This window comes from Streptomyces sp. NPDC030995 (genome assembly GCF_055571215.1).
Window position 1 is genome coordinate 153,761 of record NZ_JBVIFS010000003.1, and the last position, 25,715, is coordinate 179,475.

At 70.2% G+C, this 25,715-nt stretch carries 20 protein-coding genes; 11 read left to right on the top strand and 9 right to left on the bottom strand.

Annotation, left to right across the window (positions count from 1 at the left end):
* Positions 1–53 precede the first annotated feature (53 nt).
* Complete coding sequence (locus tag ACZ45T_RS06930; RefSeq protein ID WP_468438254.1) at positions 54–1,037, bottom strand: aldo/keto reductase; 984 nt, start codon at positions 1,035–1,037, stop codon at positions 54–56.
* Positions 1,038–1,137: 100 nt separating this feature from the next.
* On the opposite strand from ACZ45T_RS06930, the gene ACZ45T_RS06935 reads away from it, so the two are divergent.
* Positions 1,138–2,187, top strand: a complete 1,050-nt coding sequence (locus tag ACZ45T_RS06935) for an LLM class F420-dependent oxidoreductase (protein WP_468438256.1) — start codon at positions 1,138–1,140, stop codon at positions 2,185–2,187.
* Between the two features lie 217 nt (positions 2,188–2,404).
* Complete coding sequence (locus tag ACZ45T_RS06940) at positions 2,405–3,193, top strand: ferritin-like domain-containing protein (protein WP_468438258.1); 789 nt, start codon at positions 2,405–2,407, stop codon at positions 3,191–3,193.
* Positions 3,194–3,227: 34 nt separating this feature from the next.
* On the opposite strand, the gene corA is transcribed toward ACZ45T_RS06940, so the two are convergent.
* Positions 3,228–4,220, bottom strand: coding sequence for a magnesium/cobalt transporter CorA (gene corA / locus ACZ45T_RS06945; RefSeq protein WP_468438259.1), 993 nt, complete (start codon positions 4,218–4,220; stop codon positions 3,228–3,230).
* Positions 4,221–4,297: 77 nt separating this feature from the next.
* Between corA and ACZ45T_RS06950 the strand changes: the two genes are divergently transcribed.
* From ACZ45T_RS06950 to mshC, 4 genes are all read left to right on the top strand, one after another.
* On the top strand, positions 4,298–5,017 hold the full coding sequence (locus tag ACZ45T_RS06950; protein ID WP_468438261.1) for a histidine phosphatase family protein: 720 nt from the start codon (positions 4,298–4,300) through the stop codon (positions 5,015–5,017).
* 77 nt (positions 5,018–5,094) lie between these two features.
* Positions 5,095–5,685, top strand: coding sequence for a DUF3090 domain-containing protein (locus tag ACZ45T_RS06955; RefSeq protein WP_360887657.1), 591 nt, complete (start codon positions 5,095–5,097; stop codon positions 5,683–5,685).
* A complete protein-coding gene (locus tag ACZ45T_RS06960) occupies positions 5,649–6,500 on the top strand; it encodes an SCO1664 family protein (RefSeq protein ID WP_468438263.1) in 852 nt (283 codons plus the stop codon). Before ACZ45T_RS06955 ends, ACZ45T_RS06960 begins: the two co-directional genes overlap by 37 nt.
* Positions 6,501–6,610: 110 nt before the next feature.
* Positions 6,611–7,840: a cysteine--1-D-myo-inosityl 2-amino-2-deoxy-alpha-D-glucopyranoside ligase gene (gene mshC / locus ACZ45T_RS06965; protein ID WP_468438265.1), complete on the top strand. Its 1,230-nt coding sequence runs from the start codon at positions 6,611–6,613 to the stop codon at positions 7,838–7,840.
* Positions 7,841–8,028: 188 nt separating this feature from the next.
* Here the strand turns inward: mshC and ACZ45T_RS06970 are convergent, their stop codons facing one another.
* From ACZ45T_RS06970 to ACZ45T_RS06990, 5 genes are all read right to left on the bottom strand, one after another.
* Complete coding sequence (locus tag ACZ45T_RS06970) at positions 8,029–9,015, bottom strand: PAC2 family protein (RefSeq protein WP_468438267.1); 987 nt, start codon at positions 9,013–9,015, stop codon at positions 8,029–8,031.
* 126 nt (positions 9,016–9,141) lie between these two features.
* Positions 9,142–10,749, bottom strand: coding sequence for a glycerol-3-phosphate dehydrogenase/oxidase (locus tag ACZ45T_RS06975; RefSeq protein WP_468438268.1), 1,608 nt, complete (start codon positions 10,747–10,749; stop codon positions 9,142–9,144).
* Positions 10,750–10,790: 41 nt separating this feature from the next.
* The gene (glpK, locus tag ACZ45T_RS06980; protein ID WP_468438269.1) at positions 10,791–12,317 is read right to left on the bottom strand and encodes a glycerol kinase GlpK; all 1,527 of its coding nucleotides are present in this window, start codon (positions 12,315–12,317) and stop codon (positions 10,791–10,793) included.
* 77 nt (positions 12,318–12,394) lie between these two features.
* Entirely contained in the window at positions 12,395–13,177 is a 783-nt protein-coding gene (locus ACZ45T_RS06985) for an MIP/aquaporin family protein (RefSeq protein ID WP_468438271.1), read from the bottom strand.
* Between the two features lie 314 nt (positions 13,178–13,491).
* On the bottom strand, positions 13,492–14,259 hold the full coding sequence (locus ACZ45T_RS06990) for an IclR family transcriptional regulator (protein WP_468438273.1): 768 nt from the start codon (positions 14,257–14,259) through the stop codon (positions 13,492–13,494).
* Between the two features lie 275 nt (positions 14,260–14,534).
* Between ACZ45T_RS06990 and metH the strand changes: the two genes are divergently transcribed.
* The 4 genes from metH to ACZ45T_RS07010 all read left to right on the top strand — a co-directional run bounded on the left by metH (position 14,535) and on the right by ACZ45T_RS07010 (position 22,609).
* Positions 14,535–18,047 carry a methionine synthase gene (gene metH, locus ACZ45T_RS06995; protein ID WP_468438275.1) on the top strand — a complete coding sequence of 1,171 codons (3,513 nt, stop codon included), beginning with the start codon at positions 14,535–14,537 and terminating at the stop codon, positions 18,045–18,047.
* A 111-nt stretch (positions 18,048–18,158) separates the two neighbouring features.
* Positions 18,159–18,860 carry an HAD family hydrolase gene (locus tag ACZ45T_RS07000; RefSeq protein WP_468438277.1) on the top strand — a complete coding sequence of 234 codons (702 nt, stop codon included), beginning with the start codon at positions 18,159–18,161 and terminating at the stop codon, positions 18,858–18,860.
* Positions 18,861–19,349: 489 nt separating this feature from the next.
* The gene (locus ACZ45T_RS07005) at positions 19,350–20,954 is read left to right on the top strand and encodes an ABC transporter substrate-binding protein (RefSeq protein WP_468438279.1); all 1,605 of its coding nucleotides are present in this window, start codon (positions 19,350–19,352) and stop codon (positions 20,952–20,954) included.
* A 71-nt stretch (positions 20,955–21,025) separates the two neighbouring features.
* Positions 21,026–22,609, top strand: a complete 1,584-nt coding sequence (locus ACZ45T_RS07010) for an ABC transporter substrate-binding protein (protein ID WP_468438281.1) — start codon at positions 21,026–21,028, stop codon at positions 22,607–22,609.
* A 123-nt stretch (positions 22,610–22,732) separates the two neighbouring features.
* On the opposite strand, the gene ACZ45T_RS07015 is transcribed toward ACZ45T_RS07010, so the two are convergent.
* Together ACZ45T_RS07015 and ACZ45T_RS07020 are read right to left on the bottom strand one after the other, a co-directional pair.
* Positions 22,733–23,404, bottom strand: coding sequence for a response regulator transcription factor (locus tag ACZ45T_RS07015; protein WP_360887622.1), 672 nt, complete (start codon positions 23,402–23,404; stop codon positions 22,733–22,735).
* Positions 23,405–23,469: 65 nt separating this feature from the next.
* The gene (locus tag ACZ45T_RS07020; RefSeq protein ID WP_468438284.1) at positions 23,470–24,366 is read right to left on the bottom strand and encodes a RecB family exonuclease; all 897 of its coding nucleotides are present in this window, start codon (positions 24,364–24,366) and stop codon (positions 23,470–23,472) included.
* 149 nt (positions 24,367–24,515) lie between these two features.
* Here ACZ45T_RS07020 and ACZ45T_RS07025 point away from each other — a divergent pair, with 149 nt between their 5' ends.
* Positions 24,516–25,715, top strand: a complete 1,200-nt coding sequence (locus ACZ45T_RS07025; protein WP_468438286.1) for a site-2 protease family protein — start codon at positions 24,516–24,518, stop codon at positions 25,713–25,715.

Below are 25,715 nucleotides of genomic sequence, written 5' to 3' on the forward strand. Positions count from 1 at the left end.
CGAGTCGGGGCCGGCTTCCTCCGCGGCAGCGGTATCGGCGTGGCGGTCCGTACTCACAGCGTGCTCCAGTCCTGATCGGGATAGCGGTGCACCGGGGCCGAAACATCGTCCAGCGCCCGGCAGATCTCCTCGGGAAGACTAAGGGCCTCCACCGACAATGCCGCCGCGAGCTGCGCCGACGTCCGCGCGCCGACGATCGGGGCGACCACCCCCGGACGGTCCCGGATCCACGCCAGGGCCACCTGGAGCGGGGTCACGGCCAGCCCCTGGGCGGCGGTCGCCACCGCGTCCACGATCCGGCCCGCCGCCTCGTCGAGGTACGGCTCCACGAGGGCGGCCAAGGACTCAGAGGCGCCCCGGGAGTCCGCCGGGGTGCCGTCCCGGTACTTGCCCGTCAGCACCCCGCGGCCCAATGGGGAGGAGGGCAGCAGCCCGATCCCGAGGTCCAGCGCGGCCGGCAGCACCTCCCGCTCCACGCCGCGCTGGAGCAGGGAGTACTCCATCTGTGTGGAGGCCAGCCGGGTCCGTACCCCGGGGGCCGCGAGCTGCCAGGTCGCAGCCTTCGCCAGCTGCCAGCCGCAGAAGCCCGCCACCCCGGCGTACCGGGCCCGGCCGCTGCTCACGGCCAGGTCCAGCGCCTGAAGGGTCTCCTCCAGCGGGGTCGACGGGTCGAAGGCGTGCACCTGCCAGAGGTCGACGTAGTCGGTGCCCAGCCGGTCCAGCGAGGCGTCGAGGGCGGCGAGCAGGTGTCCGCGCGAGCCGTCGAACCGCCGGTCCGGGTCCGGGACGCTGCCCGCCTTGGTCGCGATCACCAGGTCCCGGCGCGGGACGAGTCCGGCCATCAGCCGCCCGAGGAGGTACTCCGCCTCCCCGCCCCCGTACACGTCGGCGGTGTCGACGAGCGTGCCGCCCACCTCCCAGAACGTCTTCACCTGCTCGGCGGCGGCTTCCTCGCCGGTGTCGCGGCCCCAGGTGAGGGTGCCGAGGCCGATCCGGGAGACGCGCAGTCCGGTGCGGCCGAGATGCCTCTGCTCCATGAGGGCTGAGACTACTGGGGCGCTGACGCAGAGGTCCCTGGCGCGCTACAGTCCCCGCAGACCTACGTTACTGATCGGTAAACCGGTAAGGGGACGACACATGCGGCTCGGCATCAATCTCGGTTACTGGGGTGCGGGCATGGACGCCGACAACCTCGCCGTCGCCCAGGAGGCCGACCGCCTCGGCTACGACGTGTGCTGGGCCGCCGAGGCCTACGGCTCCGACGCCCCGACCGTGCTCGCCTGGGTCGCCGCCCAGACCGAGCGCATCGACGTCGGCTCCGCGATCCTCCAGATCCCGGCCCGCCAGCCCGCGATGACCGCCATGACCGCGGCCACCCTCGACTCCCTCACCAAGGGCCGCTTCCGGCTCGGCCTCGGCGTCTCCGGCCCGCAGGTCTCCGAGGGCTGGTACGGCGTCAAGTTCGACAAGCCGCTCGCGCGGACGCGTGAGTACGTGGAGATCGTCCGCAAGGCCATGAGCCGCGAGCGCCTCTCGTACGAGGGCGAGCACTGGACCCTGCCGCTGCCGGGCGGCCCGGGCAAGCCGCTCAAGCTGACCGTGCACCCCGAGCGCGAGCACATCCCGCTCTACATCGCCGCCATCGGGCCGAAGAACCTGGAGCAGACCGGCGAGATCGCCGACGGCGCACTGCTGATCTTCCCGGCCGCCGAGCACCTGGAGGCCACCGCGCTCACCCACATCCGGGCGGGCCGCGAGAAGGCCGGGCTGACCATGGACGGCTTCGACGTCTGCCCGACCGTGCCGCTGGCCCTCGGCGAGGACGTGAACGCGCTCGCGGACATGTTCCGCCCCTACACCGCCCTGTACGTGGGCGGCATGGGCAGCCGGAAGCAGAACTTCTACAACCAGTTGGCCCAGCGCATGGGTTACGAGAAGGAAGCCGCCGAGATCCAGGACAAGTACCTGGCGGGGGACAAGACCGGCGCGGCCGAGGCCGTCCCGCACTCGCTGATCGACTCGACCACGCTGCTCGGCCCGGTCGAGCGGATCGCGGACGGCATGCGGGCCTACGCGGAGGCCGGGGTCACCACCCTCACGCTGGCCCCGGCCGGATTCACCCTGGACGAGCGGATCGCCGCCCTGCGCGCCGGCACCGAGGCCATGGAGCTGGCCGGTCTCGCCTGAGACGCGGCCCGAAGCGGCGTCACGAAGCGGCGTCACGAAGAGGTCTACGGCCGTGGTGGGGGCTCGGGGGGTCTTCCCCGCCACGGCCGACACAGCGAACAACGCCCCGGGCGCCCGCGGGGTTACGCACCGCGGGCCATCCCCTCGTTTCGTTCATTCGGACGAGCAGTGCGACCTATCGGTTGCCCGCCCGGCGGACCGGCGTTTGACTCGGTGCATGCTCTCTGCCCGCAGCCTGTTCCAGGAGATCGTCGACAACGACGACTCCTTCCAGCTGTTCTGCTCCATCGCCGCCAGCGGCGAGACCCAGGGCGGCTGGGAGAACGCCCGTATCGCGGCCCTGGTCCCCGACGGCATGCGCCACCTCGCGCCCAAGATCGTCCGGCACGGGGCCGACGAGGACAAGCACGGCCGGATCTTCAACGCCCTGCTCCGCAAACGCGGCCTGCCACCCGTCCCGGTACCGCCCGAGACCGACTACACGATGCTGCTGGAGCGCCGCGGCATCGGCCTCGCGCACGACAGACTGCGCCGCGAGGAGGCGCTGACCGAGGAGGACATCGTCGTCTACCTCGCGCACAGCCGCGTCACCGAACAGCGCGCCGCCGACCAGATGGACATGCTGGTCACCTACTTCGGCGACCACCCCGACGTGGGCAAGGCCATTCACATGATCAGCAACGACGAGGACAACCACCTCGCCTACTGCCACGAGGAACTGCTGCGGCTGGCCCGGGCGGGACACGGCCGGACCATCCAGCGGGTGCTCCGCGAGAGCGCGCTCGCCGAGATCGCCGTCTACCGGGACGTCAGCCTCGCCGTCATGGACCACATGGGGCGGCTGCTGCACTGGCCCGCGCCGAAGGCGGCCGTACTCGCCGCCGGCATCCGCGGGATGTACGCGTACGAGCGCTTCAGCGGCTGGCACCGGATGGTGAACCTGCGGATGCCGGAGCGCCGCGATGCCCTGGGCGGTGCACCGGTCACCTCACCCGAATTCGCGTAGGGCAGGCAGGGCAGGCAGGGCAGGCAGGGCAGACCTACAGCCAGCCCCGGCGCTTGAACATGCGGTGCAGGCCCAGACACGCCACCACCATGACCACCACCACCGCCGGATAGCCCCAGGTGTGCCTGAGCTCCGGCATGTGGTCGAAGTTCATCCCGTAGATCCCCGCCACCATGGTGGGGACGGCCGCCATCGCCGCCCAGGCCGAGATCTTGCGCATGTCGTCGTTCTGCCGGACGCCCATCTGCGCGAGGTGCGCCGACAGCGCGTCCGACAGCAGCCGGTCCAGCCCCTCGATGTACTCGTTCGCCTTGGTCAGGTGGTCGGCGACATCGCGGAAGAACGGCTGGGCGTGCTCGTGGACGAAGGGCACCTGCCCGAAGGCGAGCCGGTCCATCGGCTGGAGCAGCGGGCTCGTCGCCCGCCGGAACTCCAGGACCTGGCGCTTGAACGCGTAGATCCGGGCGGCGGTGTTCTTGGTGTCCGAGGCGTTCGGGGCGAAGACCTCGGCCTCCAGCTCCTCCAGATCCCCCTGGAGCTCGGCCGCCACTTCGATGTAGTGGTCCACCACCGCGTCGGAGACCGCGTACAGCACGGCCGTCGGGCCGTGCCGCAGTACCTCCGGCTCCTGCTCCAGCCGGTGGCGCACGGCGGCCAGCGGGGCCCCCTCGCCGTGCCGGACCGTGACGACGAACGAGTCGCCTATGAAGACCATCAGCTCGCCCGCGGTCACCGTGTCGGCGTCGTCGTCGTAGAGCACCGGCTTGAGGACGACGAACAGCGAATCGTCGTACACCTCCAGCTTCGGCCGCTGGTGGGCGGTCAGCGCGTCCTCCACCGCCAGCGGGTGCAGACCGAACTCCTGGCGGACGTGGTCGAACTCCTCGGCCGACGGCTCGTGCATGCCCACCCAGAGGAAGGCGTCACCGGTCTCCCTCGCCTCGTCGAGGGCGTCGGAGAAGTCCTCCGGTCCCTCGGTGCGGCGGCCGTCCCGGTAAATCGCGCAGTCCACAATCACGCGGGGCATTCTTCCCTGCCCCGGTCCCGCCCGCACACACGTGACACCGCGCAGCCCCTTTCCGGGCGGGGCCTAGGCTGTGCCCCATGGCCACGCTGATCCTCGTACGACACGGGCGGTCCACCGCCAACACCGCTGGGCTGCTCGCCGGATGGACCCCGGGAGTGGCCCTCGACGAGCGCGGCGCCGAACAGGCCGCCGCGCTGCCCGGACGGCTGGCCGGGGTGCCGCTCGCCGCCGCCGTCACCAGCCCGCTGCAACGCTGCCGGGAGACCCTCGCACCCCTGCTGGCCGCCAGGCCGGGGTTGGAGCTGCACACCGACGAGCGGATCGGCGAGTGCCACTACGGAGACTGGTCGGGCCGCAAACTCTCCGAACTCTCCGACGAACCGCTGATGAAGATCGTCCAGCAGCACCCGTCGGCGGCCGCCTTCCCCGGCGGCGAGTCCATGCGCGCCATGCAGGCGCGCGCCGTGGAAGCCGTACGGGAGTGGAACGCGACGGTCGAGGAGGCGCACGGGAGCGACGCCGTCTTCCTCATGTGCTCGCACGGCGACATCATCAAGTCCCTTGTCGCGGACGCCCTGGGGATGCACCTGGACCTCTTCCAGCGGATCCACGTCGACCCCTGCTCGGTGACCGCCATCCGCTACACGCCGACCCGCCCGTTCGTGTTCCGGCTGGGCGACACCGGCGACTTCGGCTCGCTGGTGGCGCGCCCGCCCGCACCGGAAGCCGTCGCATCGGACAAGGACGCCGAAGCCGCCGGGAACGCCGTCGTGGGAGGTGGCTCGGGCGCGGCATGATCGGACCGCGCAGTAGGGTGGACGGGCCAACCCCAGGGCGCAGATCTGCCCCTGCCGCCGAGACTTGGAGACTGGACGTGCCCCGTCAGGTGTTCCTCTACGACCCCCCGGACCGCTTCGTGGCCGGCACGGTCGGCCTTCCGGGACGCCGTACGTTCTTCCTGCAGGCCTCCGCCGGCCCCCGCGTCACCAGCGTCTCCCTGGAAAAGACCCAGGTCGCGGCGCTGGCGGAGCGGATGGACGAGCTGCTGGACGAGGTCGTACGGCGGACCGGGGGCAACGCCCCGGTACCGGCCGTCGCCCCCGCCGAGGCCGCCGACACCGCACCCCTGGACGTCCCCGTCGACGAGGAGTTCCGCGTCGGCACCATGGCCCTCGCCTGGGACGGCGAGGAACAGCGGATGATCGTCGAGGCCCAGGCCCTGGTGGAGCTCGACGCCGACTCGGACGAGGACCTCGCCGAGGCGGAGGAGCGGATGCTCCAGGACGAGGAGAACGGCCCGCCGATGCTGCGGGTCCGCCTCACCGGCGCCCAGGCCCGGGCCTTCGCCAAGCGCGCCCTGGACGTGGTCAACGCCGGCCGGCCGCCGTGCCCGCTGTGCAGCCTGCCGCTGGATCCGGAGGGGCACGTGTGCCCGCGCCAGAACGGCTACCGGCGCCAGGCGTGACGGACACGGGGGAGCTCGAGGAACTGCTCGCCAAGGGCGAGCTGACCGTCGTCGGCCGGATCCGCGAGGCGTCCAACGCCGTCCTGCTGTGCAGGGTCGAGCACGAGGGCGTCAGCGCCGACTGCGTGTACAAGCCGGTCAAGGGGGAGCGGCCGCTGTGGGACTTCCCCGACGGGAACCTCGCCCAGCGCGAGGTCGCCGCCTACCTGGTCTCCGAAGCCACCGGATGGGGCCTGGTACCCGCCACCGTGCTGCGTGACGGCCCCTACGGCGAGGGCATGGTCCAGCGGTGGATCGAATCGGCGCAGGAGGACGACCCGGCATCCGGACCGCCCGCACTGCTCGCGCTCGTCGACGGCGAGGAGGCGGGGGAGGGCTGGAAGCCCGTCGCCCTCGCCGAGGTCGGAGAGGGCCGCACCGCCCTGCTCGTCCACGCCGACGACCCGGACCTGCGACGGCTCTCCGTGCTCGACGCCGTGATCAACAACGGCGACCGCAAGGGCGGCCACCTGCTGACCGCGCATGACGGGCGGCTCTACGCCATTGACCACGGCGTGACCTTCCACGCCGAGGACAAGCTGCGCACCCTGCTGTGGGGCTGGGCGGGAGAGCCGCTGACGGACGAGGCGCGCGAGGTGCTGGCCGCGCTGGCCGCCGAACTGGCCGAGGGAGCCCCGCTCGCCACCCGGCTGGCCGAACTGATCACGGCGGTCGAGCTGGCCGCCGTACGGGACCGGGTGGCGCACCTGCTGCGCACGGGCACGCACCCGCAGCCGTCCGGGCAGTGGCCGTCCATTCCCTGGCCACCGGTCTGAACCAGCCAACGGCCACACGCACAGAATCGGCCAGACCGCAAGGGTGCCGATCAAGACAACACCGCAGGTCCGGTTCGTTTCCGGAACATCCGTCCGGTTAGGCTCGAGACATGCATGCCTGGCCCGCTTCTGAGGTCCCCGCCCTTCCTGGCAAGGGCCGCGACCTCGAGATCCACGACACCGCGACCCAGGGGACGATCACCCTCGCCCCCGGTCCCGTCGCCCGTATCTACGTCTGCGGCATCACTCCGTACGACGCGACACACATCGGTCACGCGGCGACCTACAACGCGTTCGACCTCGTGCAACGCGTGTGGCTCGACACCAAGCGGCAGGTCCACTACGTCCAGAACGTCACGGACGTGGACGACCCGCTCCTGGAGCGGGCGCTGCGCGACGGCCACGACTGGACCGAGCTGGCGGAGCGCGAGACCGCACTCTTCCGCGAGGACATGACGGCCCTGCGGATGCTGCCGCCGCAGCACTACATCGGAGCCGTCGAGGCCATACCCGGAATCGTGCCGCTCGTCGAGCGGCTGCGGGACGCGGGCGCCGCGTACGAGCTCGAAGGCGACATCTACTTCTCGGTCGAATCCGACCCGCACTTCGGCGGGGTCTCGAACCTCGACGCGCAGGCGATGCGGCTGCTCTCGGCGGAGCGGGGCGGCGACCCCGACCGGCCGGGGAAGAAGAACCCGCTGGACCCGATGCTGTGGATGGCCGCGCGTACGGGCGAGCCGAGCTGGGACGGCGGCTCGCTGGGCCGCGGCCGGCCGGGCTGGCACATCGAGTGCGTGGCCATCGCCCTGGACCACCTGGGCATGGGCTTCGACGTCCAGGGCGGCGGGTCGGACCTGGCGTTCCCGCACCACGAGATGGGCGCGTCGCACGCGCAGGTGCTGACGGGCGAGTTCCCGATGGCCAAGGCGTACGTGCACGCGGGCATGGTGGCGCTGCACGGCGAGAAGATGTCGAAGTCGAAGGGCAACCTCGTCTTCGTGTCGGCGCTGCGGCGGGCGGGGGTGGACCCGGCGGCGATCCGCCTGGCGCTGCTCTCGCACCACTACCGGGCCGACTGGGAGTGGACGGACGAGGTCCTCGCCGAGGCGGTGGCCCGCCTGGAGCGCTGGCGCGCGGCCGTGTCCCGCCCGGACGGCCTGCCGGCCGACGCCCTGGTCGAGGAGGTCCGTGAGGCCCTCTCCCGCGACCTGGACGCCCCGGCGGCGCTGGCCGCGGTGGACCGCTGGGTGGACGCGCAGAACGCCTCGGACGGGGACGACGAGTCGGCCCCGGGCCTGGTCTCCCGCACGGTGGACGCGCTGCTCGGCGTGGCCTTGTAGCCGTCTGCGGGCCGTGCACCGGGGGCGCCGCCGCCGGACCCCCGCGCAAACGAAACGTCGGCCCGGCCGCAGATGCGGCCGGGCCGACGTTTTCGCTCCCGCCGGGCACAATCCAGCCCCGCCGGCGTTTGAGGCGCGGGGTGTGGGGCGGAGCCCCACGGGGCCGGGCGGAGGCGTGACCGTACCCGCTAGGCCTCCGGCGGGGTGTCCTCGTCCGGCGGGGTCGCGGCAGGGGGCTGCGGATCCTCGCCGGAGGCGTCCGGCCTGCGCTTCGGCGGCCGCGTCAGGCCGCTCGACGTGTCCCGCAGGTACGAGCCGTCGCCGGCCTCCGCCGAGGGATCGCGCCGCCGCAGGTACCGCTCGAACTCCCGCGCGATCGCGTCGCCCGACGCCTCCGGCAGGTCCGCCGTGTCCCGCGCCTCCTCCAGCGTCTGGACGTACTCCGCCACCTCGCTGTCCTCGGCGGCCAGTTGGTCCACGCCCAGCTGCCACGCCCGCGCGTCCTCGGGGAGTTCGCCCAGCGGGATCCGGATGTCGATCAGATCCTCCAGCCGGTTCAGCAGCGCCAGCGTGGCCTTGGGGTTCGGCGGCTGCGACACGTAGTGCGGCACCGCCGCCCACAGGGACACCGCCGGGACGCCCGCGTGCGTACAGGCCTCCTGCAGGATGCCCACGATGCCCGTCGGGCCCTCGTACTTGGTCTCCTCCAGGTCCATCGTCCGCGCCAGGTCCGCGTCCGAGGTGACCCCGCTCACCGGCACCGGCCGGGTGTGCGGGGTGTCGCCGAGCAGCGCCCCCAGGATGACCACCATCTCCACGCCCAGTTCGTGCGCGAAGCCGAGGATCTCGTTGCAGAACGACCGCCACCGCATGGACGGTTCGATCCCGCGGACCAGCACCAGGTCCCGCGGCTTGGCGCCGCCGATCCGGACCACCGAGAGCCGTGTCGTCGGCCAGGTGATCTTCCGTACCCCGTTGTCCAGCCACACCGTCGGCCGGTTGACCTGGAAGTCGTAGTAGTCCTCGGCGTCGAGCGCCGCGAACACCTCGCCCTTCCACTCCCGGTCCAGGTGTGCGACCGCACCGGAGGCGGCGTCACCCGCGTCGTTCCAGCCCTCGAACGCGGCCACCATGACCGGGTCGATCAGCTCGGGCACGCCCTCAAGCTCGATCACCCAGGTCTCCTTCCGAAGTTCCTTGCGTACGTGGGTCAGCCTAAGCCTTGATGCGACGCCAGCCACAGCCCACGACAGAGGGGCGGTTCCCCTCGGAACCGCCCCTCTTCCCCACCTGCGTCGGAGCTATGCCTTGTGGCCCAGCATCTCCTCGACCCGGGCGCGCACGGCCGCGTCGTCCAGGCCGCGGACCGTCACCGTCGTGCGGCGGCGCAGCACGTCGTCGACCGTCTCGGCCCACTCGTTGTCGCGGGCGTAGGCGACCTGCGCCCAGATCTCCGGACCGTCCGGGTGGATGCGCTCGGCCAGCGCCGGGTCCTCGTTCGCGATCCGCGCGATGTCGAAGGCCAGCGAACCGTAGTGCGAGGCCAGGTGGCGCGCGGTCAGCGGGTCCATCCGGCTGCCCGGCTCACGGTCCACCAGCAGCCGGTGCGCGACCGCGTTCGGGTTGGCGACACCGGGCAGTGCGATCCGGCGCACCAGGGACTTCAGCGGCTCCATGTCCTCGGTGAGCGGGCTGCCCGGGAGCTTGGCCAGCTTGTCCATGACCACGCGGCCGATGTGCCGGTACGTGGTCCACTTGCCGCCGGCCACCGACAGCATGCCGCCGGCGCCCTCGGAGACGACCGTCTCGCGCTTGGCCTTCTCCACGCCGCCGGGGCCGCCGGGCAGCACCCGCAGACCCGCGAAGGCGTACGTCATCAGCGAGCGGTCGAGGTCCGCGTCCTTCACCGAGAAGGCCGCCTCGTCCAGGATCTGCTGGATGTCGGACTCGGTGGCGCGCACGTCCGCCGGGTCGCCCTCGTACACCTCGTCGGTGGTGCCGAGCAGCAGCTGGTCCTCCCACGGGAGGGCGAAGGTGATGCGGTACTTGTCGATCGGGGTGGCCATGGCGGCCTTCCACGGCGACTTGCGCTTCATGACGATGTGCGCGCCCTTGGAGAGGCGGATCGACGGCATGGAGTGCTTGTCTTCCATGCGCCGCAGGTGGTCCACCCACGGGCCGGTGGCGTTGAGCACGACGCGCGCGTCGACCCCGAACTCGGTACCGTCCAGGCGGTCCTTGAGCTCGGCGCCGGTGACCCGGCCGCGCGTCTTGCGCAGCCCGGTGACCTCGGCGTGGTTGAGGACGACCGCGCCGGACTCGACGGCCGCGCGGACCGTCATGACGGCGACGCGGGAGTCGTTCATCTGGTGGTCGTAGTAGACGGCGACGGCCTTGAGGTTGTCCGTCTTCAGACCCGGGTTGTCGGCGGCGGCACGGGCCGGCGATATGACCTTGCCCATGCCGTCGCCGAAGGCCGAGAGGGCGGAGTAGGCGAAGACGCCCGCGCCCAGCTTGGCCGCACCGACCGGTCCGCCCTTGTAGACCGGCAGGTAGAAGGTGAGCGGGTTGACCAGGTGCGGGGCCACGTCCTTGGCCAGCACCCGGCGCTCGTGGTGGTTCTCCGCGACCAGCTTGACCGCGCCGGTCTGCAGGTAGCGCAGGCCACCGTGGACCAGCTTGGAGGAGGCCGAGGAGGTGGCGCCGGCGAAGTCGCCGGCGTCCACCATGGCGACCCGCAGACCCGACTGCGCGGCGTGCCAGGCCACCGAGGTGCCCAGGATTCCACCGCCGATGACCAGCAGGTCGTACGTGGCCTTCGCCAGCTGCTCACGGGTCTCGGCGCGGCTCGCGTTCGAGCCGGCGGTCGGGTGCGTACCCAGGGCGGGAACGCTCTGCAGGCTGCTCATATCTCTCTTAGCTCCTCGTCGATTGACTCAGCTGAGTGCGGTCAGCTGGCGTCTTCGTCGTCGACCCAGCCCATGGAACGCTCCACGGCCTTGAGCCAGCTCTTGTACTCGCGGTCCCGCTGCTCGGCGGGCATCCGCGGGGTCCACTCGGCCGCGCGGCGCCAGTTGGCGCGCAGGGCGTCGGTGTCGGGCCAGAAGCCGACGGCCAGGCCGGCGGCGTAGGCCGCGCCGAGGCAGGTGGTCTCGGCGACCATCGGGCGCACCACGGGGGCGTCCAGGAAGTCCGAGAGCGTCTGCATCAGCAGGTTGTTGGAGGTCATGCCGCCGTCGACCTTCAGGGCCGCGAGCTCGACGCCCGAGTCCTTGGTCATCGCGTCGGTGATCTCGCGGGTCTGCCAGGCGGTGGCCTCCAGGACGGCACGGGCGATGTGCGCCTTGGTGACGTACCGGGTGAGGCCGGCGATCACACCGCGGGCGTCGGAGCGCCAGTACGGGGCGAAGAGACCGGAGAAGGCGGGCACGAAGTAGGCGCCGCCGTTGTCCTCGACGGAGGAGGCCAGGGTCTCGATCTCGGCCGCGGACTTGATCAGGCCCATCTGGTCGCGCATCCACTGGACGAGCGAGCCGGTGACGGCGATGGAGCCCTCCAGCGCGTAGACCGGCTTCTGGTCGCCGATCTGGTAGCCGACCGTGGTCAGCAGGCCGCTGTAGGAGTTGATGATCTTGTCGCCGGTGTTCATCAGCATGAACGTTCCGGTGCCGTAGGTGGACTTGGCCTCGCCCTCGGCGAAACAGGTCTGCCCGAAGAGGGCGGCCTGCTGGTCACCGAGCGCCGAGGCGACCGGGACACCGGCGAGGACGCCGTCCTTGACGTGGCCGTAGACCTCGGCGGAGGACTTGATCTCCGGGAGGACGTTGAGCGGGACGCCCATGGACTCGGCGATCTTCTCGTCCCAGGCCAGGGTGTGCAGGTTCATCAGCATGGTGCGCGAGGCGTTGGTGACGTCGGTGACGTGCACACCGCCCTGGGCACCGCCGGTGAGGTTCCAGATGACCCAGGAGTCCATGGTGCCGAAGAGGATGTCGCCGGCCTCGGCGCGCTCGCGCAGGCCCTCGACGTTGTCGAGCAGCCAGCGGACCTTCGGGCCGGCGAAGTAGCTCGCCAGCGGCAGGCCGGTCTCGCGGCGGAAGCGGTCCTGGCCGACGTTGCGGCCGAGCTCCTTGCACAGGGCGTCGGTGCGGGTGTCCTGCCAGACCAGCGCGTTGTGCACCGGCTCGCCGGTGTTCTTGTCCCACAGGACGGTGGTCTCGCGCTGGTTGGTGATGCCGACGGCCTTGACGTCCGCCGCGGTGATCTCGGCCTTGGCGATGGCCGAGGCGACGACCTCCTGGACGTTGGTCCAGATCTCGGTGGCGTCGTGCTCGACCCAGCCCGGCTTCGGGAAGATCTGCTCGTGCTCCTTCTGGTCGACGGCGACGATGCGGCCGTCGCGGTCGAACACGATGCAGCGGGAGGAGGTGGTGCCCTGGTCGATCGCGGCGATGAAGGGGCCGGTGCTGCTGGTCATGTGGCTGCTCCTGGCAGGTCTGATGAGTAGGCGGAATCAGGAGGGCGGTGCGGATCTTGCGATCTTGCCGGTGCTGATCAGGCGAACGCGATGTTGTACAGACCACCGGCGAGGGCGGCACCGACGAGCGGGCCGGCCACCGGGATCCAGGAGTATCCCCAGTCGGAGCCGCCCTTGTTGGGCAGCGGCAGCAGGGCGTGCACGATGCGGGGACCGAGGTCGCGCACCGGGTTGATGGCGTAGCCGGTCGGGCCACCCAGCGAGAGACCGATGCCCACGACCACGAACGAGGTGATCAGGACACCGATGACACCGAGGCCCTGACCGTCGGCCTGGAGGCCCTGGGTCAGGATCGCCAGGACCAGGACGGCGGTGCCGATGATCTCGGTCGCGAGGTTCTGTACGACATTACGGATCTCGGGGCCGGTGGAGAAGATGCCGAGCACCGGACCGGCCACATCGTGCGGGTGCGGGTCCTCGGGACCGAGCTTGGCGTCGCGGATGTGCTCCGGGTCCGCCAGGTGGACGCGGAACTGGCCGTAGTAGGTGATCCACATCAGGACCGCGCCGAGCATGGCGCCCAGCAGCTGGCCGGCGAAGTAGACGGGCACGTCGCCCCACTCACCGGTCTTGACGGCGATGCCGACCGTGACCGCCGGGTTGAGGTGCGCACCGGAGAGCGGCGCGGACACGTAGGCGGCGATCAGTACGGCGAATCCCCAGCCGAAGGTGATGGCGAGCCAGCCTGCGTTGCGGGCCTTGGAGCTCTTGAGTGTCACTGCGGCGCAGACGCCACCGCCGAGCAGTGTGAGCAGGGCGGTACCGATGGTCTCGCCGATGAAGATGTCGGAGCTGGACACCCGCGACTCCTTACGTACGTCCAGGGGTGGGCGGACACCGGGTCCCTCCGGTGGGTCCGCGCACTCGGTGAGTGCTGCACCGGTCCTTGGCCTTGTCGCATCCTAGCGCGTATTGCCGTCAGGTGTTCGACAATGCCGACCGGTGAACGGCAGTTTTCCGCCCAGGTGAAGAATGCGTCAAGGGCTGGCCAGGCCAATGTGCCGGATCGTTACCACTAGGTGCGATCGCCCAAATCCGGCCATCCTGAGGTCGGGATATGGCGAAAAGTGGGCAGATAGAGGCCAAGGGTTGGCTGACAGGTGCTAAAGGAAGGTCAGAACCGGCCTGCGCCGAGATCGCGTGAAACCGCGCGCGCACAGTCCCGCACGGAGGCCACCAGGGCCGCACGGGGCTCCCCGGACTCCCCGCAGACCCGTTCCACGGCGCCCGCCACCGCGACCGCCCCCACCGGCATCCGGCGCCGGTCGTGGATGGGCGCCGCCACCGAGGCGACGCCCTCCCAGGTCTCCTCGACGTCCGCGGCCCAGCCGCGCGCCCGGGTCAGGCCCAGGATCTCCTCGAAGCCGATGCCGTCCGTGACCGTACGGGGGGTGAACGCCTCGCGCTCGACCTCCATCGCCTGGGTGTGCGCCACCGGGTCGTACGCGGAGAGCACCTTGCCCAGCGCCGTCGAGTGCAGCGGCTGCATGGCCCCGACCTCCAGCACCTGACGGCTGTCGTCGGGCCGGAACACGTGGTGCATGATCAGCACCCCGCTCTTGTGGAGCACCCCCACGTACACGCTCTCGCCGCTCGCCCGGGCCAGGTCGTCCGTCCACACCAGCGCGCGGGCGCGCAGCTCGTGGACGTCGAGGTAGCTGTTGCCCAGGCGCAGCAGCTCCGCGCCCAGCTGGTAACGGCCGGACGCCGGGTCCTGCTCCACGAAGCCCTCGGCCTGGAGCGTGCGCAGGATCCCGTGCGCCGTTCCCTTGGCCAGGCCCAGCGAGGAAGCCACGTCGGAGAGCCCCAGCCGGCGCTCGCCGCCCGCCAGGAGTCGCAGCATCGCAGCGGCTCGTTCGAGCGACTGGATGTTCCGTGCCATCGCGCAGCCTCCTGCTGACCTTGTTGTCATTACTGACCATCATGATGCGGTTCGACAATGCTGAACAGTATCGGTCGATGTCGACCTCGTGCACCGTCGGGAACTCTTCGCCCCCACCGCCGCCGGGTGACCCCCGGCAAGCCCCCGCACAGAATGCAGTCCGCCACGTGGGACACCCGCACCGGGTCCGGTGCCTCGCGGTTACGCTGGCCGCGTGCACCCTTGAGACAGAGGGGGTGCAAAGCCGACAGCCGTCGCATCCCAGGGAGCATCACATGGCCTCGTTGCCCACCCCGCCCGCTGACACCCAGACCCGGGCCGATGCCCTCCGAGAGGCGCTCGCCACCCGCGTGGTCGTCGCCGACGGAGCCATGGGAACGATGCTCCAGGCGCAGGACCCCACCATGGAGGACTTCCAGCAGCTCGAAGGCTGCAACGAGGTCCTCAACGTCACCCGCCCCGACATCGTGCGCACCGTGCACGAGGCGTACTTCTCGGTGGGCGTGGACTGCGTCGAGACCAACACCTTCGGCGCGAACTTCGCCGCACTCGCCGAGTACGACATCGCCGACCGCAACTTCGAGCTGTCGGAGTCCGGCGCGCGCATCGCCCGCGAGGTCGCCGACGAGTTCACCGCCTCCACCGGCCAGCAGCGCTGGGTCCTCGGCTCCATCGGCCCCGGCACCAAGCTGCCCACGCTCGGCCACATCACCTACGCGAAGATCCGCGACGCCTACCAGATCAACGCCGAGGGCCTGCTCTCCGGCGGCGCCGACGCGCTGCTCGTCGAGACCACCCAGGACCTCCTGCAGACCAAGTCCTCCATCATCGGCGCCCGCCGCGCCATGGAGGCGCTGGGCGTCACCGTCCCGCTGATCTGCTCCGTCACCGTCGAGACCACCGGCACCATGCTGCTCGGCTCGGAGATCGGCGCGGCGCTGACCGCGCTGGAGCCGCTGGGCATCGACATGATCGGCCTGAACTGCGCCACCGGCCCCGCCGAGATGAGCGAGCACCTGCGCTACCTCGCGCGCAACGCCCGCATCCCGCTCTCCTGCATGCCCAACGCCGGCCTGCCCGTCCTGACCAAGGACGGCGCGCACTACCCCCTGAGCGCCCCCGAGCTCGCCGACGCCCAGGAGACCTTCGTCCGCGAGTACGGCCTCTCGCTGGTCGGCGGCTGCTGCGGTACGACCCCCGAGCACCTGCGCCAGGTCGTGGAGCGGGTCCGCGGCACGGCCGTCACCGAGCGCCGCCCCCAGCCGGAGGCCGGAGCCGCCTCGCTCTACCAGACGGTCCCCTTCCGCCAGGACACGTCGTACATGGCGATCGGCGAGCGGACCAACGCCAACGGCTCCAAGAAGTTCCGCGAGGCCATGCTGGAGGCCCGCTGGGACGACTGCGTGGAGATGGCCCGCGACCAGATCCGCGAGGGCGCGCACATGCTCGACCTCTGCGTGGACTATGTGGGCCGCGACGGCGTCGCCGACATGCAGGAGCTCGCCGGCCGCTTCGCCACCGCCTCCACGCTGCCGATCGTCCTGGACTCCACCGAGGTTCCCGTCATCCAGGCGGGCCTGGAGAAGCTCGGCGGCCGCGCCGTCATCAACTCGGTGAACTACGAGGACGGCGACGGACCGGAGTCCCGCTTCGCGAAGGTCACCCGACTGGCCCAGGAGCACGGCGCCGCGCTGATCGCGCTGACCATCGACGAAGAGGGCCAGGCCCGCAGCGTCGACCACAAGGTCGCCATCGCCGAACGCCTGATCGAGGACCTGACGGTGAACTGGGGGATCCGCGAGTCGGACATCCTCATCGACACCCTCACCTTCACGATCTGCACCGGCCAGGAGGAGTCCCGCAAGGACGGCATCGCGACGATCGAGTCGATCCGCGAGCTCAAGCGCCGCCACCCGGACGTCCAGACCACCCTCGGCCTGTCCAACATCTCCTTCGGTCTCAACCCGGCCGCCCGCGTCCTGCTGAACTCCGTCTTCCTCGACGAGTGCGTGAAGGCCGGCCTGGACTCGGCGATCGTCCACGCGTCCAAGATCCTGCCGATCGCCCGCTTCGACGAGGAGCAGGTGGGCACCGCCCTCGACCTGATCTACGACCGGCGCACCGAGGGCTACGACCCGCTCCAGAAGCTGATGGCCCTCTTCGAGGGCGTCAACACCAAGTCGCTGAAGGCCGGCCGCGCCGAGGAACTCCTCGCCCTGCCCCTGGACGAGCGCCTCCAGCGCCGCATCATCGACGGCGAGAAGAACGGCCTGGAGACCGACCTCGACGAGGCCCTCCAGACCCGCCCCGCCCTCGACATCGTCAACGACACCCTCCTGGAGGGCATGAAGGTCGTCGGCGAGCTCTTCGGCTCCGGCCAGATGCAGCTCCCCTTCGTCCTGCAGTCCGCCGAGGTCATGAAGACGGCCGTCGCCCACCTCGAACCGCACATGGAGAAGACCGACGACGAGGGCAAGGGCACGATCGTGCTCGCCACCGTCCGCGGCGACGTCCACGACATCGGCAAGAACCTCGTCGACATCATCCTCACCAACAACGGCTACAACGTCGTCAACATCGGCATCAAGCAGCCCGTCTCCGCGATCCTCGAAGCCGCGCAGGAGCACAAGGCCGACGTCATCGGCATGTCCGGCCTCCTCGTGAAGTCGACCGTGATCATGAAGGAGAACCTGGAGGAACTGAACCAGCGCAAGCTGGCCGCCGACTACCCGGTGATCCTCGGCGGCGCCGCCCTCACCCGCGCCTACGTCGAACAGGACCTCCACGAGATCTACGAGGGCGAGGTCCGCTACGCCCGCGACGCCTTCGAGGGCCTGCGCCTCATGGACGCCCTGATCGCCGTCAAGCGCGGCGTCCCCGGCGCGAGCCTCCCCGAGCTCAAGCAGCGCCGGGTCGCCAAGAAGGACACTCCGGTCCTCCAGGTGGAGGAGCCGGAGGAGCCCGGTGGCCGCTCCGACGTGTCCGTCGACAACCCGGTCCCCACCCCGCCGTTCTGGGGCACCCGCGTCGTCAAGGGCATCCCGCTGAAGGACTACGCCTCCTGGCTGGACGAGGGCGCCCTCTTCAAGGGCCAGTGGGGCCTCAAGCAGGCCCGCGCGGGCGGAGCGACGTACGAGGAGCTCGTCGAGAGCGAGGGCCGTCCGCGCCTGCGCGGCCTCCTGGACAAGCTGCACACCGAGAACCTCCTCGAAGCCGCGGTCGTCTACGGGTACTTCCCCTGCGTCTCCAAGGGCGAGGACCTGATCATCCTCGACGAGCAGGGCAACGAGCGGACCCGCTTCACCTTCCCGCGCCAGCGCCGCGGCCGCCGCCTGTGCCTCGCGGACTTCTTCCGCCCCGAGGAGTCGGGCGAGACCGACGTGGTCGGCCTCCAGGTCGTCACCGTCGGCTCCAGGATCGGCGAGGCCACCGCCAAGCTGTTCGAGTCCGACTCCTACCGCGAGTACCTGGAGCTGCACGGCCTGTCCGTCCAGCTCGCCGAGGCCATGGCCGAGTACTGGCACGCCCGCGTCCGCGCCGAGCTCGGATTCGGCGGCGAGGACCCGGACCGGGTCGAGGACATGTTCGACCTCAAGTACCGCGGCGCCCGCTTCTCCCTCGGCTACGGAGCCTGCCCCGACCTGGAGGACCGCGCGAAGATCGCCGACCTCCTCCAGCCGGAGCGGATCGGCGTCCACCTCTCGGAGGAATTCCAGCTCCACCCGGAGCAGTCCACCGACGCCATCGTGATTCACCACCCCGAAGCGAAGTATTTCAACGCACGCTGAGCTCCGCCGACGTACACTTGTCGGTCCCAAACAGGCCGGTCGCCTGTTCCCCGGGGAATGCCCCGCGGGAAGAGGTGACCGGCCTTCTCGTCCCTTCTGAGAGGCAAGCGCATGACGAGCACCGTTCCCGCCCCCGTCGCCCGTACGGCCGACGGCTCGGCCCTCCAGGCGGTGCTGCTCGACATGGACGGCACCCTGGTCGACACCGAAGGCTTCTGGTGGGAGATCGAGGCGGAGATCTTCCACGAGCTCGGGCACCGGCTCGACGAGTCCTGGCGGGACGTGGTCGTCGGCGGCCCCATGAGCCGCAGCGCGACCTTCCTGATCGAGGCCACCGGCGCCGCCATCGGCCTCGCCGAGCTCAGCGTCCTGCTCAACGAGCGCTTCGAGGCCCGCATCGCCGACCGCGTCCCGCTCATGCCCGGCGCCGAACGGCTGCTGAGCGAGCTGGCCCGGCACAACGTGCCCACCGCCCTCGTCTCCGCCTCCCACCGCCGCGTCATCGACCAGGTCCTGCTCACCCTGGGCCGCGACCGCTTCACCATGACCGTCGCCGGGGACGAGGTCGCCCGGACCAAGCCGCACCCCGACCCGTACCTGCTCGCCGCGAGCGCGCTGGGCGCGCACCCCTCCCGGTGCGCCGTCATCGAGGACACCGCCACCGGCGTCGCCGCCGCCGAGGCAGCCGGCTGCCGGGTCGTGGCCATTCCCTCCGTCGGCCGCATCGAGGCCGCCCCGGGACGTACGGTCGTCGGCTCGCTGGAGGACGTGGACCTGGCGTTCCTGCGCTCCCTCATCGCCCCGATGAACTGAGCGCACACACCGGCACACGCTCTGTGCCGAACGGAACGACCGCAGGACCAACCACCTGCGGAAGAATCTTCCGCCGCAGGCCCCGGAGGCTGAAATTCCATCCCTCTTGTGGGAGTTGTCCCGGGTGACCTTAGTCACCCGTCACAACCCCGAGAGGCCTGTCCCCGGGCCTGCACGCCTTCCCTTGTGTCCGGATTGATCAGCTACTGACCGAATCCGGACGGAGCGTCGCGTGAACAGCCGGTTCACTCCCGTCACGGTGCGATTACCTCCCATGTCCGGCCAGTTCCAGCCATCCCGCCCCGGGCCACTAGTGTCAGCGCGGGCACTGCGCCGCACCTCAGCCTCCCGGACACACACCCCTGTGCCGGGACCGCGTGGACCGATCGTCACACCACCGGCCCGATCGTTCCGCCCTGAACGGGCGACGCCGCGAAGTGCCCTCTACGCCGCTTTGAACAAGTGCCGGTTACAGGGAGTCCTTCCAGCATGAACCGCAAGACCATGGTGCTGACGGCCGCGGCCGGACTGCTCACCCCCGCGCTGGCCGCATGCGGCACCACGAGCGGCGGAGGAGCGGGATCCGGAGCGATCGTCGTCGGAACCACCGACCGGTTCGAGGCCGCAGACTTCGCTCCCGCCCCCTTCGACCCGGCCTACGCCTACGACGCCGGTGCCTGGAACGTCCTGCGCCAGACCGTCCAGACACTCATGCACACCCCGCGCGGCGGCGGCCAGCCCGTCCCCGAAGCAGCCTCCGCCTGCCGCTTCACCGACACCGGCAACCAGAGCTACCGCTGCACCCTGCGCCCCGGACTGAAGTTCGCCAGCGGCGACCCGCTCACCGCCCAGGACGTCAAGTTCTCCATCGACCGCGTCCTCGCGATCAAGGACGAGAACGGCCCGTCCTCGCTGCTCTCCACCCTCGACAAGGTCGAGGTCAAGGGCGCCGACACCGTCGTCTTCCAGCTGAAGACCCCGGACGCGACCTTCCCGTACAAGCTCTCCACCCCCGCCGCCGGCATCGTCAGCCAGAAGAACTACGACGCCAAGAAGCTCCGCGAGGGCTTCGCCGTGGACGGCTCCGGCCCGTACACGATGAAGGCCGAGGTCAAGGACAACCAGCTCGTCCGCGCCGTCTTCAGCAAGAACCCCCACTACAAGGGCGACATCAAGCTGCAGAACGACAAGGTCGAACTGCGCACCTACCCCGACTCCGCGGCCATGGGCAAGGCACTCACCACCGGGCGGATCCACATGGTCTCCCGCACCCTGTCGCCCGCCCAGATCAGCGAGTTCTCCGCGCAGCCGCCCAAGGGCGTCAAGCTGGTACCGATGCCCGGCCTGGAAATCCGCTACCTCGGCTTCAACACCGAGGCCCCGGTCGTCAAGGAGAAGGCCGTACGCCAGGCCCTCGCCGCCGCCGTCGACCGCGGCGCGCTCATCTCCAAGGTCTACGGCAAGTCCGCGCAGCCGCTCTACTCGCTGGTCCCCACCACCGTGAACGGCCACGTCAACTCCTTCTACAACAAGTACGGCGAGGCCAACACGGCCAAGGCCGCCGCCCTGCTGAAGGAAGCCGGGATCAAGACCCCGGTCAAGCTGACCCTGAACTACACCAGCGACCACTACGGCGACGGCACGGCCGCCGAGTTCGAGGCCCTCAAGGCCCAGCTCAACTCCACCCAGCTCTTCGACATCACCGTCCAGGGCAGCGAGTGGGCCGACTTCCGCCCCGCCCAGAAGAAGGGCGACCACGCCGCCTACGGCCTCGGCTGGTTCCCCGACTACTCGGACGCCGACAACTTCCTCGCCCCGTTCCTGGAGCAGGACAACTTCCTGGGCACGCCCTACGCCAACAGCGCGGTGCGCACCAGGCTCATCCCCGAATCCCGGCGCGCGGCCGACCGTAACGTCGCCGCCCCCGCGATCACGGAGATACAGGACATCGTCGCCGAGGACGTGCCCGTCCTGCCCCTGTGGCAGGGCAAGCAGTACGTCGCCGCGCGCGACGGGATCACCGGAGTGGAGTGGTCGGTCAACGCCATCTCCGACCTCCAGCTGTGGGAGCTCGGCCGCGGTGTAAGCGGCTGACAACGGCAACGACCGGCAGCGGGTGTCGCGGGCCGGAGCAACGAAACAGTTCGACTGTGAAGGACGTTCGCGTGAATCGACGTAACCAGTGGCTGGCGGCCCCGCTCGGCGCAGCCACCGCCGCCGCGCTGCTCAGCGGTTGCGGATCGACCGATGGCTCCAATGCCGGCAGCGGCAAGGGCGTGGTCATGGGCATATCCGACAAGGTGAAGTCCATCGACCCGGCCTCGGGCTACGACCCCGGCTCCTGGCTGCTCTTCAACAACGTCTTCCAGTCGCTGCTGAGCTTCCCCAAGGGCGGTACCACCCCCGAGCCCGACGCCGCGCAGAGCTGCGGCTTCGAGGGAGGCGACAGCAAGGTCTACAAGTGCACCCTGCGGGCCGGCCTGAAGTTCAGCAACGGCCACAGCCTCACCTCGAAGGACGTCAAGTTCTCCTTCGAGCGCACCCTGAAGATCAATGACGAGAACGGCCCGGCCGTGATGCTCTCGTCGATCGCGGGCATCGACGCCCCCGACGACAAGACCGTCGTCTTCCGCCTCAAGACCTCCGACGCGACCTTCCCGAGCAAGATCGCCTCGGGCGCGGGCTCCATCGTCGACCACAGCGAGTACCCGGCGGACAAGCTGCGTACGGACAACAAGGCGATCGGCTCCGGCGTCTACAAGCTGGACGCGTTCAGCGAGAAGAGCGCCACCTTCTCCGTCAACGAGTCCTACAGCGGCAAGGCCAAGGCCAAGAACACCGGCGTCACGCTGAAGTTCTTCAACGGCGACCAGGCCGGCCTCAAGACGGTCCTGGAGAGCGGCGACGTGGACTTCGCGTTCCGCGGCCTCGCCGCCAAGGACATCGCCGCCCTCGCCTCGAGCAAGACCGGCGACAACAAAGTCGACGTCGTCCAGGGCACCGGCGCCGAGGTCGAGCACATGGTCTTCAACGTCAACGACCCCGTCGTCGGCAAGCTGCCCGTCCGCAAGGCCATCGCCTACCTCGTGGACCGCGACGCACTCGTCAAGGACGTGTACGCGGGCACCGCCACCCCGCTCTACTCCATCGTCCCGACCGGCATCGCCGGACACACCACCCCCTTCTTCGACCGCTACGGCGGCAGCCCGCAGGTGGAGAAGGCCAAGGCCGTCCTCAAGGCCGCCAACATCACCGGCAAGATCAAGCTGACCCTGTGGTCCACCCCGTCCCGCTACGGGCCCTCCACCGACCAGCAGTTCGAGGTCATCGCCAAGCAGCTCAACGACAGCGGCCTCTTCGAGGCCGACATGAAGTCCGTCGAGTACGAGCAGTACGAGAAGGACATCCAGGCCGGCAAGTACGGCGTCTACGTGAAGGGCTGGGTCCCCGACTACCCGGACGCCGACAACTTCACGCAGCCGTTCTTCGGCCCGGACAACGTCCTGAACAACAACTACGACAACAAGGAGATCACCGGGACGATCATCCCGTCGACCTCCGCGAAGTCCGACCGCACCGCGGCCAACACGGACTACAACCGGCTCCAGGACATCGTCGCCGAGGAGATCCCGATCCTCCCGCTCTGGCAGGGCAAGCAGTACGCCGTCACCCGCCAGAACGTGAACGGCCTCCAGTGGTCCCTCGACGCCTCGACCGTCTTCCGCTTCTGGGAGATCAGCAAGGGCTGAGCCCCACCGGGCCACACGCACAACGGGCCGGCAGCCGCACCACGCGGCTGCCGGCCCGTTCCGTACGCACCCGTTGCCTGCGGACCCGTTCCCTGCGGACCCGTCACGCACCCGTCCCGGCGGCTACTGCGCCCCGGGGCGGACCAGACCGCTCTCGTACGCGTAGACCGCCGCCTGCACCCGGTCGCGCAACCCCAGCTTCGTCAGCACGTGCCCCACATGCGTCTTCACCGTCGTCTCGCTCACGAACAGATCCGCCGCGATCTCCGCGTTCGACAGGCCCCGGGCCACCAGCTTCAGCACCTCGACCTCCCGCTCGGTCAGCGTCCCCAGCGTGTTCGGAACGCTCTCGTCACCCGACGGAAGATGCCCCGCGTACTTGTCCAGGAGCCGCCGGGTGATGCTCGGCGCGAGCATCGCCTCACCCGCCGCCACCACCCGGATCGCCTGCACCAGCTCATTGGCCGGCGCATCCTTCAGCAAGAACCCGCTCGCCCCCGCCCGCAGCGCCTCCACCACGTACTCGTCCAGGTCGAACGTGGTCAGCACCAGCACCTTCGCCGGCCCGTCCCGGCCCGGACCGGTGATCTGCCGGGTCGCCTCCACCCCGTCCATCCGCGGCATCCGGATGTCCATCAGCACCACGTCGGGCTGCAGCGCCCGCACCTGGTCCAGCGCCTGCAGACCGTCACCGGCCTCACCGACCACCGCCAGGTCCCCCTCGGCCTCCAGGATCATCCGGAAACCGGTGCGCAACAGTGGCTGGTCATCGACCAGAAGGACACGGATGGCCACGGGGTGTACCTCGAATTCGTCGGACGGCTTCGGCGGACGCCGCCCATTGTGCCCTGACCCGACGATCAGGAATCGGCCGGGCGGACGCCCTCGGCCCTCGGGATGATCATCAGAGGATAGGCCGGGGGAGTCCCCCCGAACTCCGGACACACCGACCGATGATCACACCAGCCGCACAACTTCGTCGGCCGCGGACGCCACTCACCCGACTCCGTCGCCTCCCGGATCGCCTCCCACAACGCGAGCAGCTTGCGCTCCACCCGCTCCAGATCCGCCACCACCGGGTCGTACGTCAGCACATCACCACTGCCCAGATACACCAGCTGAAGGCGCCGCGGCACCACCTGCTTCAGCCGCCACACCACCAACGCGTAGAACTTCATCTGGAACAGCGCACCCTCGGCATACTCCGGCCGCGGCGCCTTGCCCGTCTTGTAGTCGACGATCCGCACCTCACCCGACGGCGCCACGTCCACCCGGTCGATGATCCCCCGCAACCGCAGCCCCGAATCCAGCTCCGTCTCCACGAAGAACTCCCGCTCCACCGGCTCCAGCCGCGTCGGGTCCTCCAACGTGAACCAGCGCTCCACCAGCGCCTCGGCCTCCGTCAGCCACCGGGCCAGCCCCGCACCCTCATCACCCTCCGGAAACAGCTCCGTCAGCTCCGGCTTCGCCTCCAGCAACCGGTCCCACTGCCCCGGAATCAACGCCTTCGCCCGCGGCGCCGTCCGCTCCTGCGCAGGATGGTCGAAGAGCCGCTCCAGCACCGCGTGCACCAGCGTCCCCCGCGTCGCCGCCGCACTCGGCTTCTCCGGCAGCTTGTCGATCACCCGGAACCGGTACAGCAGCGGGCACTGCATGAAATCACTCGCCCGCGAAGGAGAAAGCGAGGTCGGCGCCACAGCGCTCGGCACTGCGTCGACATCGGCTGCGCCTGGCACAGCCCCGGGGCTCGTCGTCATAGACAAAACCCTACGACCCGCCACCGACAGCACGCGCATACCATCGACGGCAAGCCCCCTCGCACTGCATGATCGGAGGACCACACACCGACAGCGCCACCGAACGACACCGCAAACACACGCACCGAACGACCGAACGAAGGACAGCCGTGGCAGACACCGACGAAACCGGCGAGCGCGCGGGCCGGCGCTCCGCACCGGGCGGCGGACTCCTCATGGGCCGCCCCTTCGGCGTGCCCGTCTACGTCTCGCCCAGTTGGTTCCTCGTCGCCGCCCTCATCACCTGGGTCTTCGGCGACCAGCTCGACCGCGTCCTGCCCGACCTCGGCACCATCCGCTACCTCGTCTCCCTCTTCTTCGCCGTCGCCTTCTACGCCTCCGTCCTCGTCCACGAACTCGCGCACACCGTCGCCGCCCTGCGCTTCAAACTCCCCGTGCGCCGCATCCAGCTCCAGTTCTTCGGCGGAGTCTCCGAGATCGAAAAGGAATCCGAGACCCCCGGCCGCGAATTCGTCCTCGCCTTCGTCGGCCCCCTGCTCTCCCTCATCCTCGCCGGAGCCTTCTACCTCGGCATGAAAGCCGTCGACCCGGCCACCGTCCCCGGCGTCCTCCTCGCCGGCCTGATGATCTCCAACCTCCTCGTCGCCGCCTTCAACCTGCTCCCCGGCCTCCCCCTCGACGGCGGCCGCATGCTCCGCGCCGTCATCTGGGGCATCACCGGCAAGCCCATGGCCGGCACCGTCGCCGCCGCCTGGGTCGGCCGCGGCCTCGCCGTCGCCGTCCTCCTCGGCCTGCCCCTGCTCACCCACACCGGACTCCTCGGCAACCGCACCGAAGAGATCGGCGGCATGGACACCGTCATGGACGCCCTCCTCGCCGCGATCCTCGCCGCCATCATCTGGACCGGCGCCGGCAACAGCCTGCGCATGGCACGACTGCGCGAACACCTCCCCGAACTCCAGGCCCGCAACCTCACCCGGCGCGCCATCCCCGTCGAGAACGCCACCCCCCTCTCCGAGGCCCTGCGCCGGGCCAACGAAGCCGGCGCCCGCGCCCTCGTCGTCGTGGACGGCCACGGCGACCCCACCGCCATCGTCCGCGAAAGCGCCATCGCCTCCGTCCCCGAACACCGTCGCCCCTGGGTCGCCGTCAGCACCCTCGCCCAGGACCTCACCGACGGCATGAAGGTTTCAGCCGACCTCACCGGCGAAGAACTCCTCGACCACCTGCGCGCCACCCCCGCCACCGAGTACCTCGTCCTCGAACCCGGCGGCGCCATCTACGGCGTCCTGTCCACCCTCGACGTCGAAAAGGCCTTCGTGAAGGCCATGGCGCGGCCCCAGTCCTGA

Coding starts and splice junctions, on each gene's coding strand:
- metH (WP_468438275.1), top strand. CDS start 14,535: ATGGCCTCGTTGCCCACCCCGCCCGCTGACACCCAGACCCGGGCCGAT.
- corA (WP_468438259.1), bottom strand. CDS start 4,220: ATGCCCCGCGTGATTGTGGACTGCGCGATTTACCGGGACGGCCGCCGC.
- ACZ45T_RS06930 (WP_468438254.1), bottom strand. CDS start 1,037: ATGGAGCAGAGGCATCTCGGCCGCACCGGACTGCGCGTCTCCCGGATC.
- glpK (WP_468438269.1), bottom strand. CDS start 12,317: ATGACCAGCAGCACCGGCCCCTTCATCGCCGCGATCGACCAGGGCACC.
- ACZ45T_RS06950 (WP_468438261.1), top strand. CDS start 4,298: ATGGCCACGCTGATCCTCGTACGACACGGGCGGTCCACCGCCAACACC.
- ACZ45T_RS06975 (WP_468438268.1), bottom strand. CDS start 10,749: ATGAGCAGCCTGCAGAGCGTTCCCGCCCTGGGTACGCACCCGACCGCC.
- ACZ45T_RS06990 (WP_468438273.1), bottom strand. CDS start 14,259: ATGGCACGGAACATCCAGTCGCTCGAACGAGCCGCTGCGATGCTGCGA.
- ACZ45T_RS07000 (WP_468438277.1), top strand. CDS start 18,159: ATGACGAGCACCGTTCCCGCCCCCGTCGCCCGTACGGCCGACGGCTCG.
- ACZ45T_RS06935 (WP_468438256.1), top strand. CDS start 1,138: ATGCGGCTCGGCATCAATCTCGGTTACTGGGGTGCGGGCATGGACGCC.
- mshC (WP_468438265.1), top strand. CDS start 6,611: ATGCATGCCTGGCCCGCTTCTGAGGTCCCCGCCCTTCCTGGCAAGGGC.
- ACZ45T_RS06940 (WP_468438258.1), top strand. CDS start 2,405: ATGCTCTCTGCCCGCAGCCTGTTCCAGGAGATCGTCGACAACGACGAC.
- ACZ45T_RS07005 (WP_468438279.1), top strand. CDS start 19,350: ATGAACCGCAAGACCATGGTGCTGACGGCCGCGGCCGGACTGCTCACC.
- ACZ45T_RS07020 (WP_468438284.1), bottom strand. CDS start 24,366: ATGACGACGAGCCCCGGGGCTGTGCCAGGCGCAGCCGATGTCGACGCA.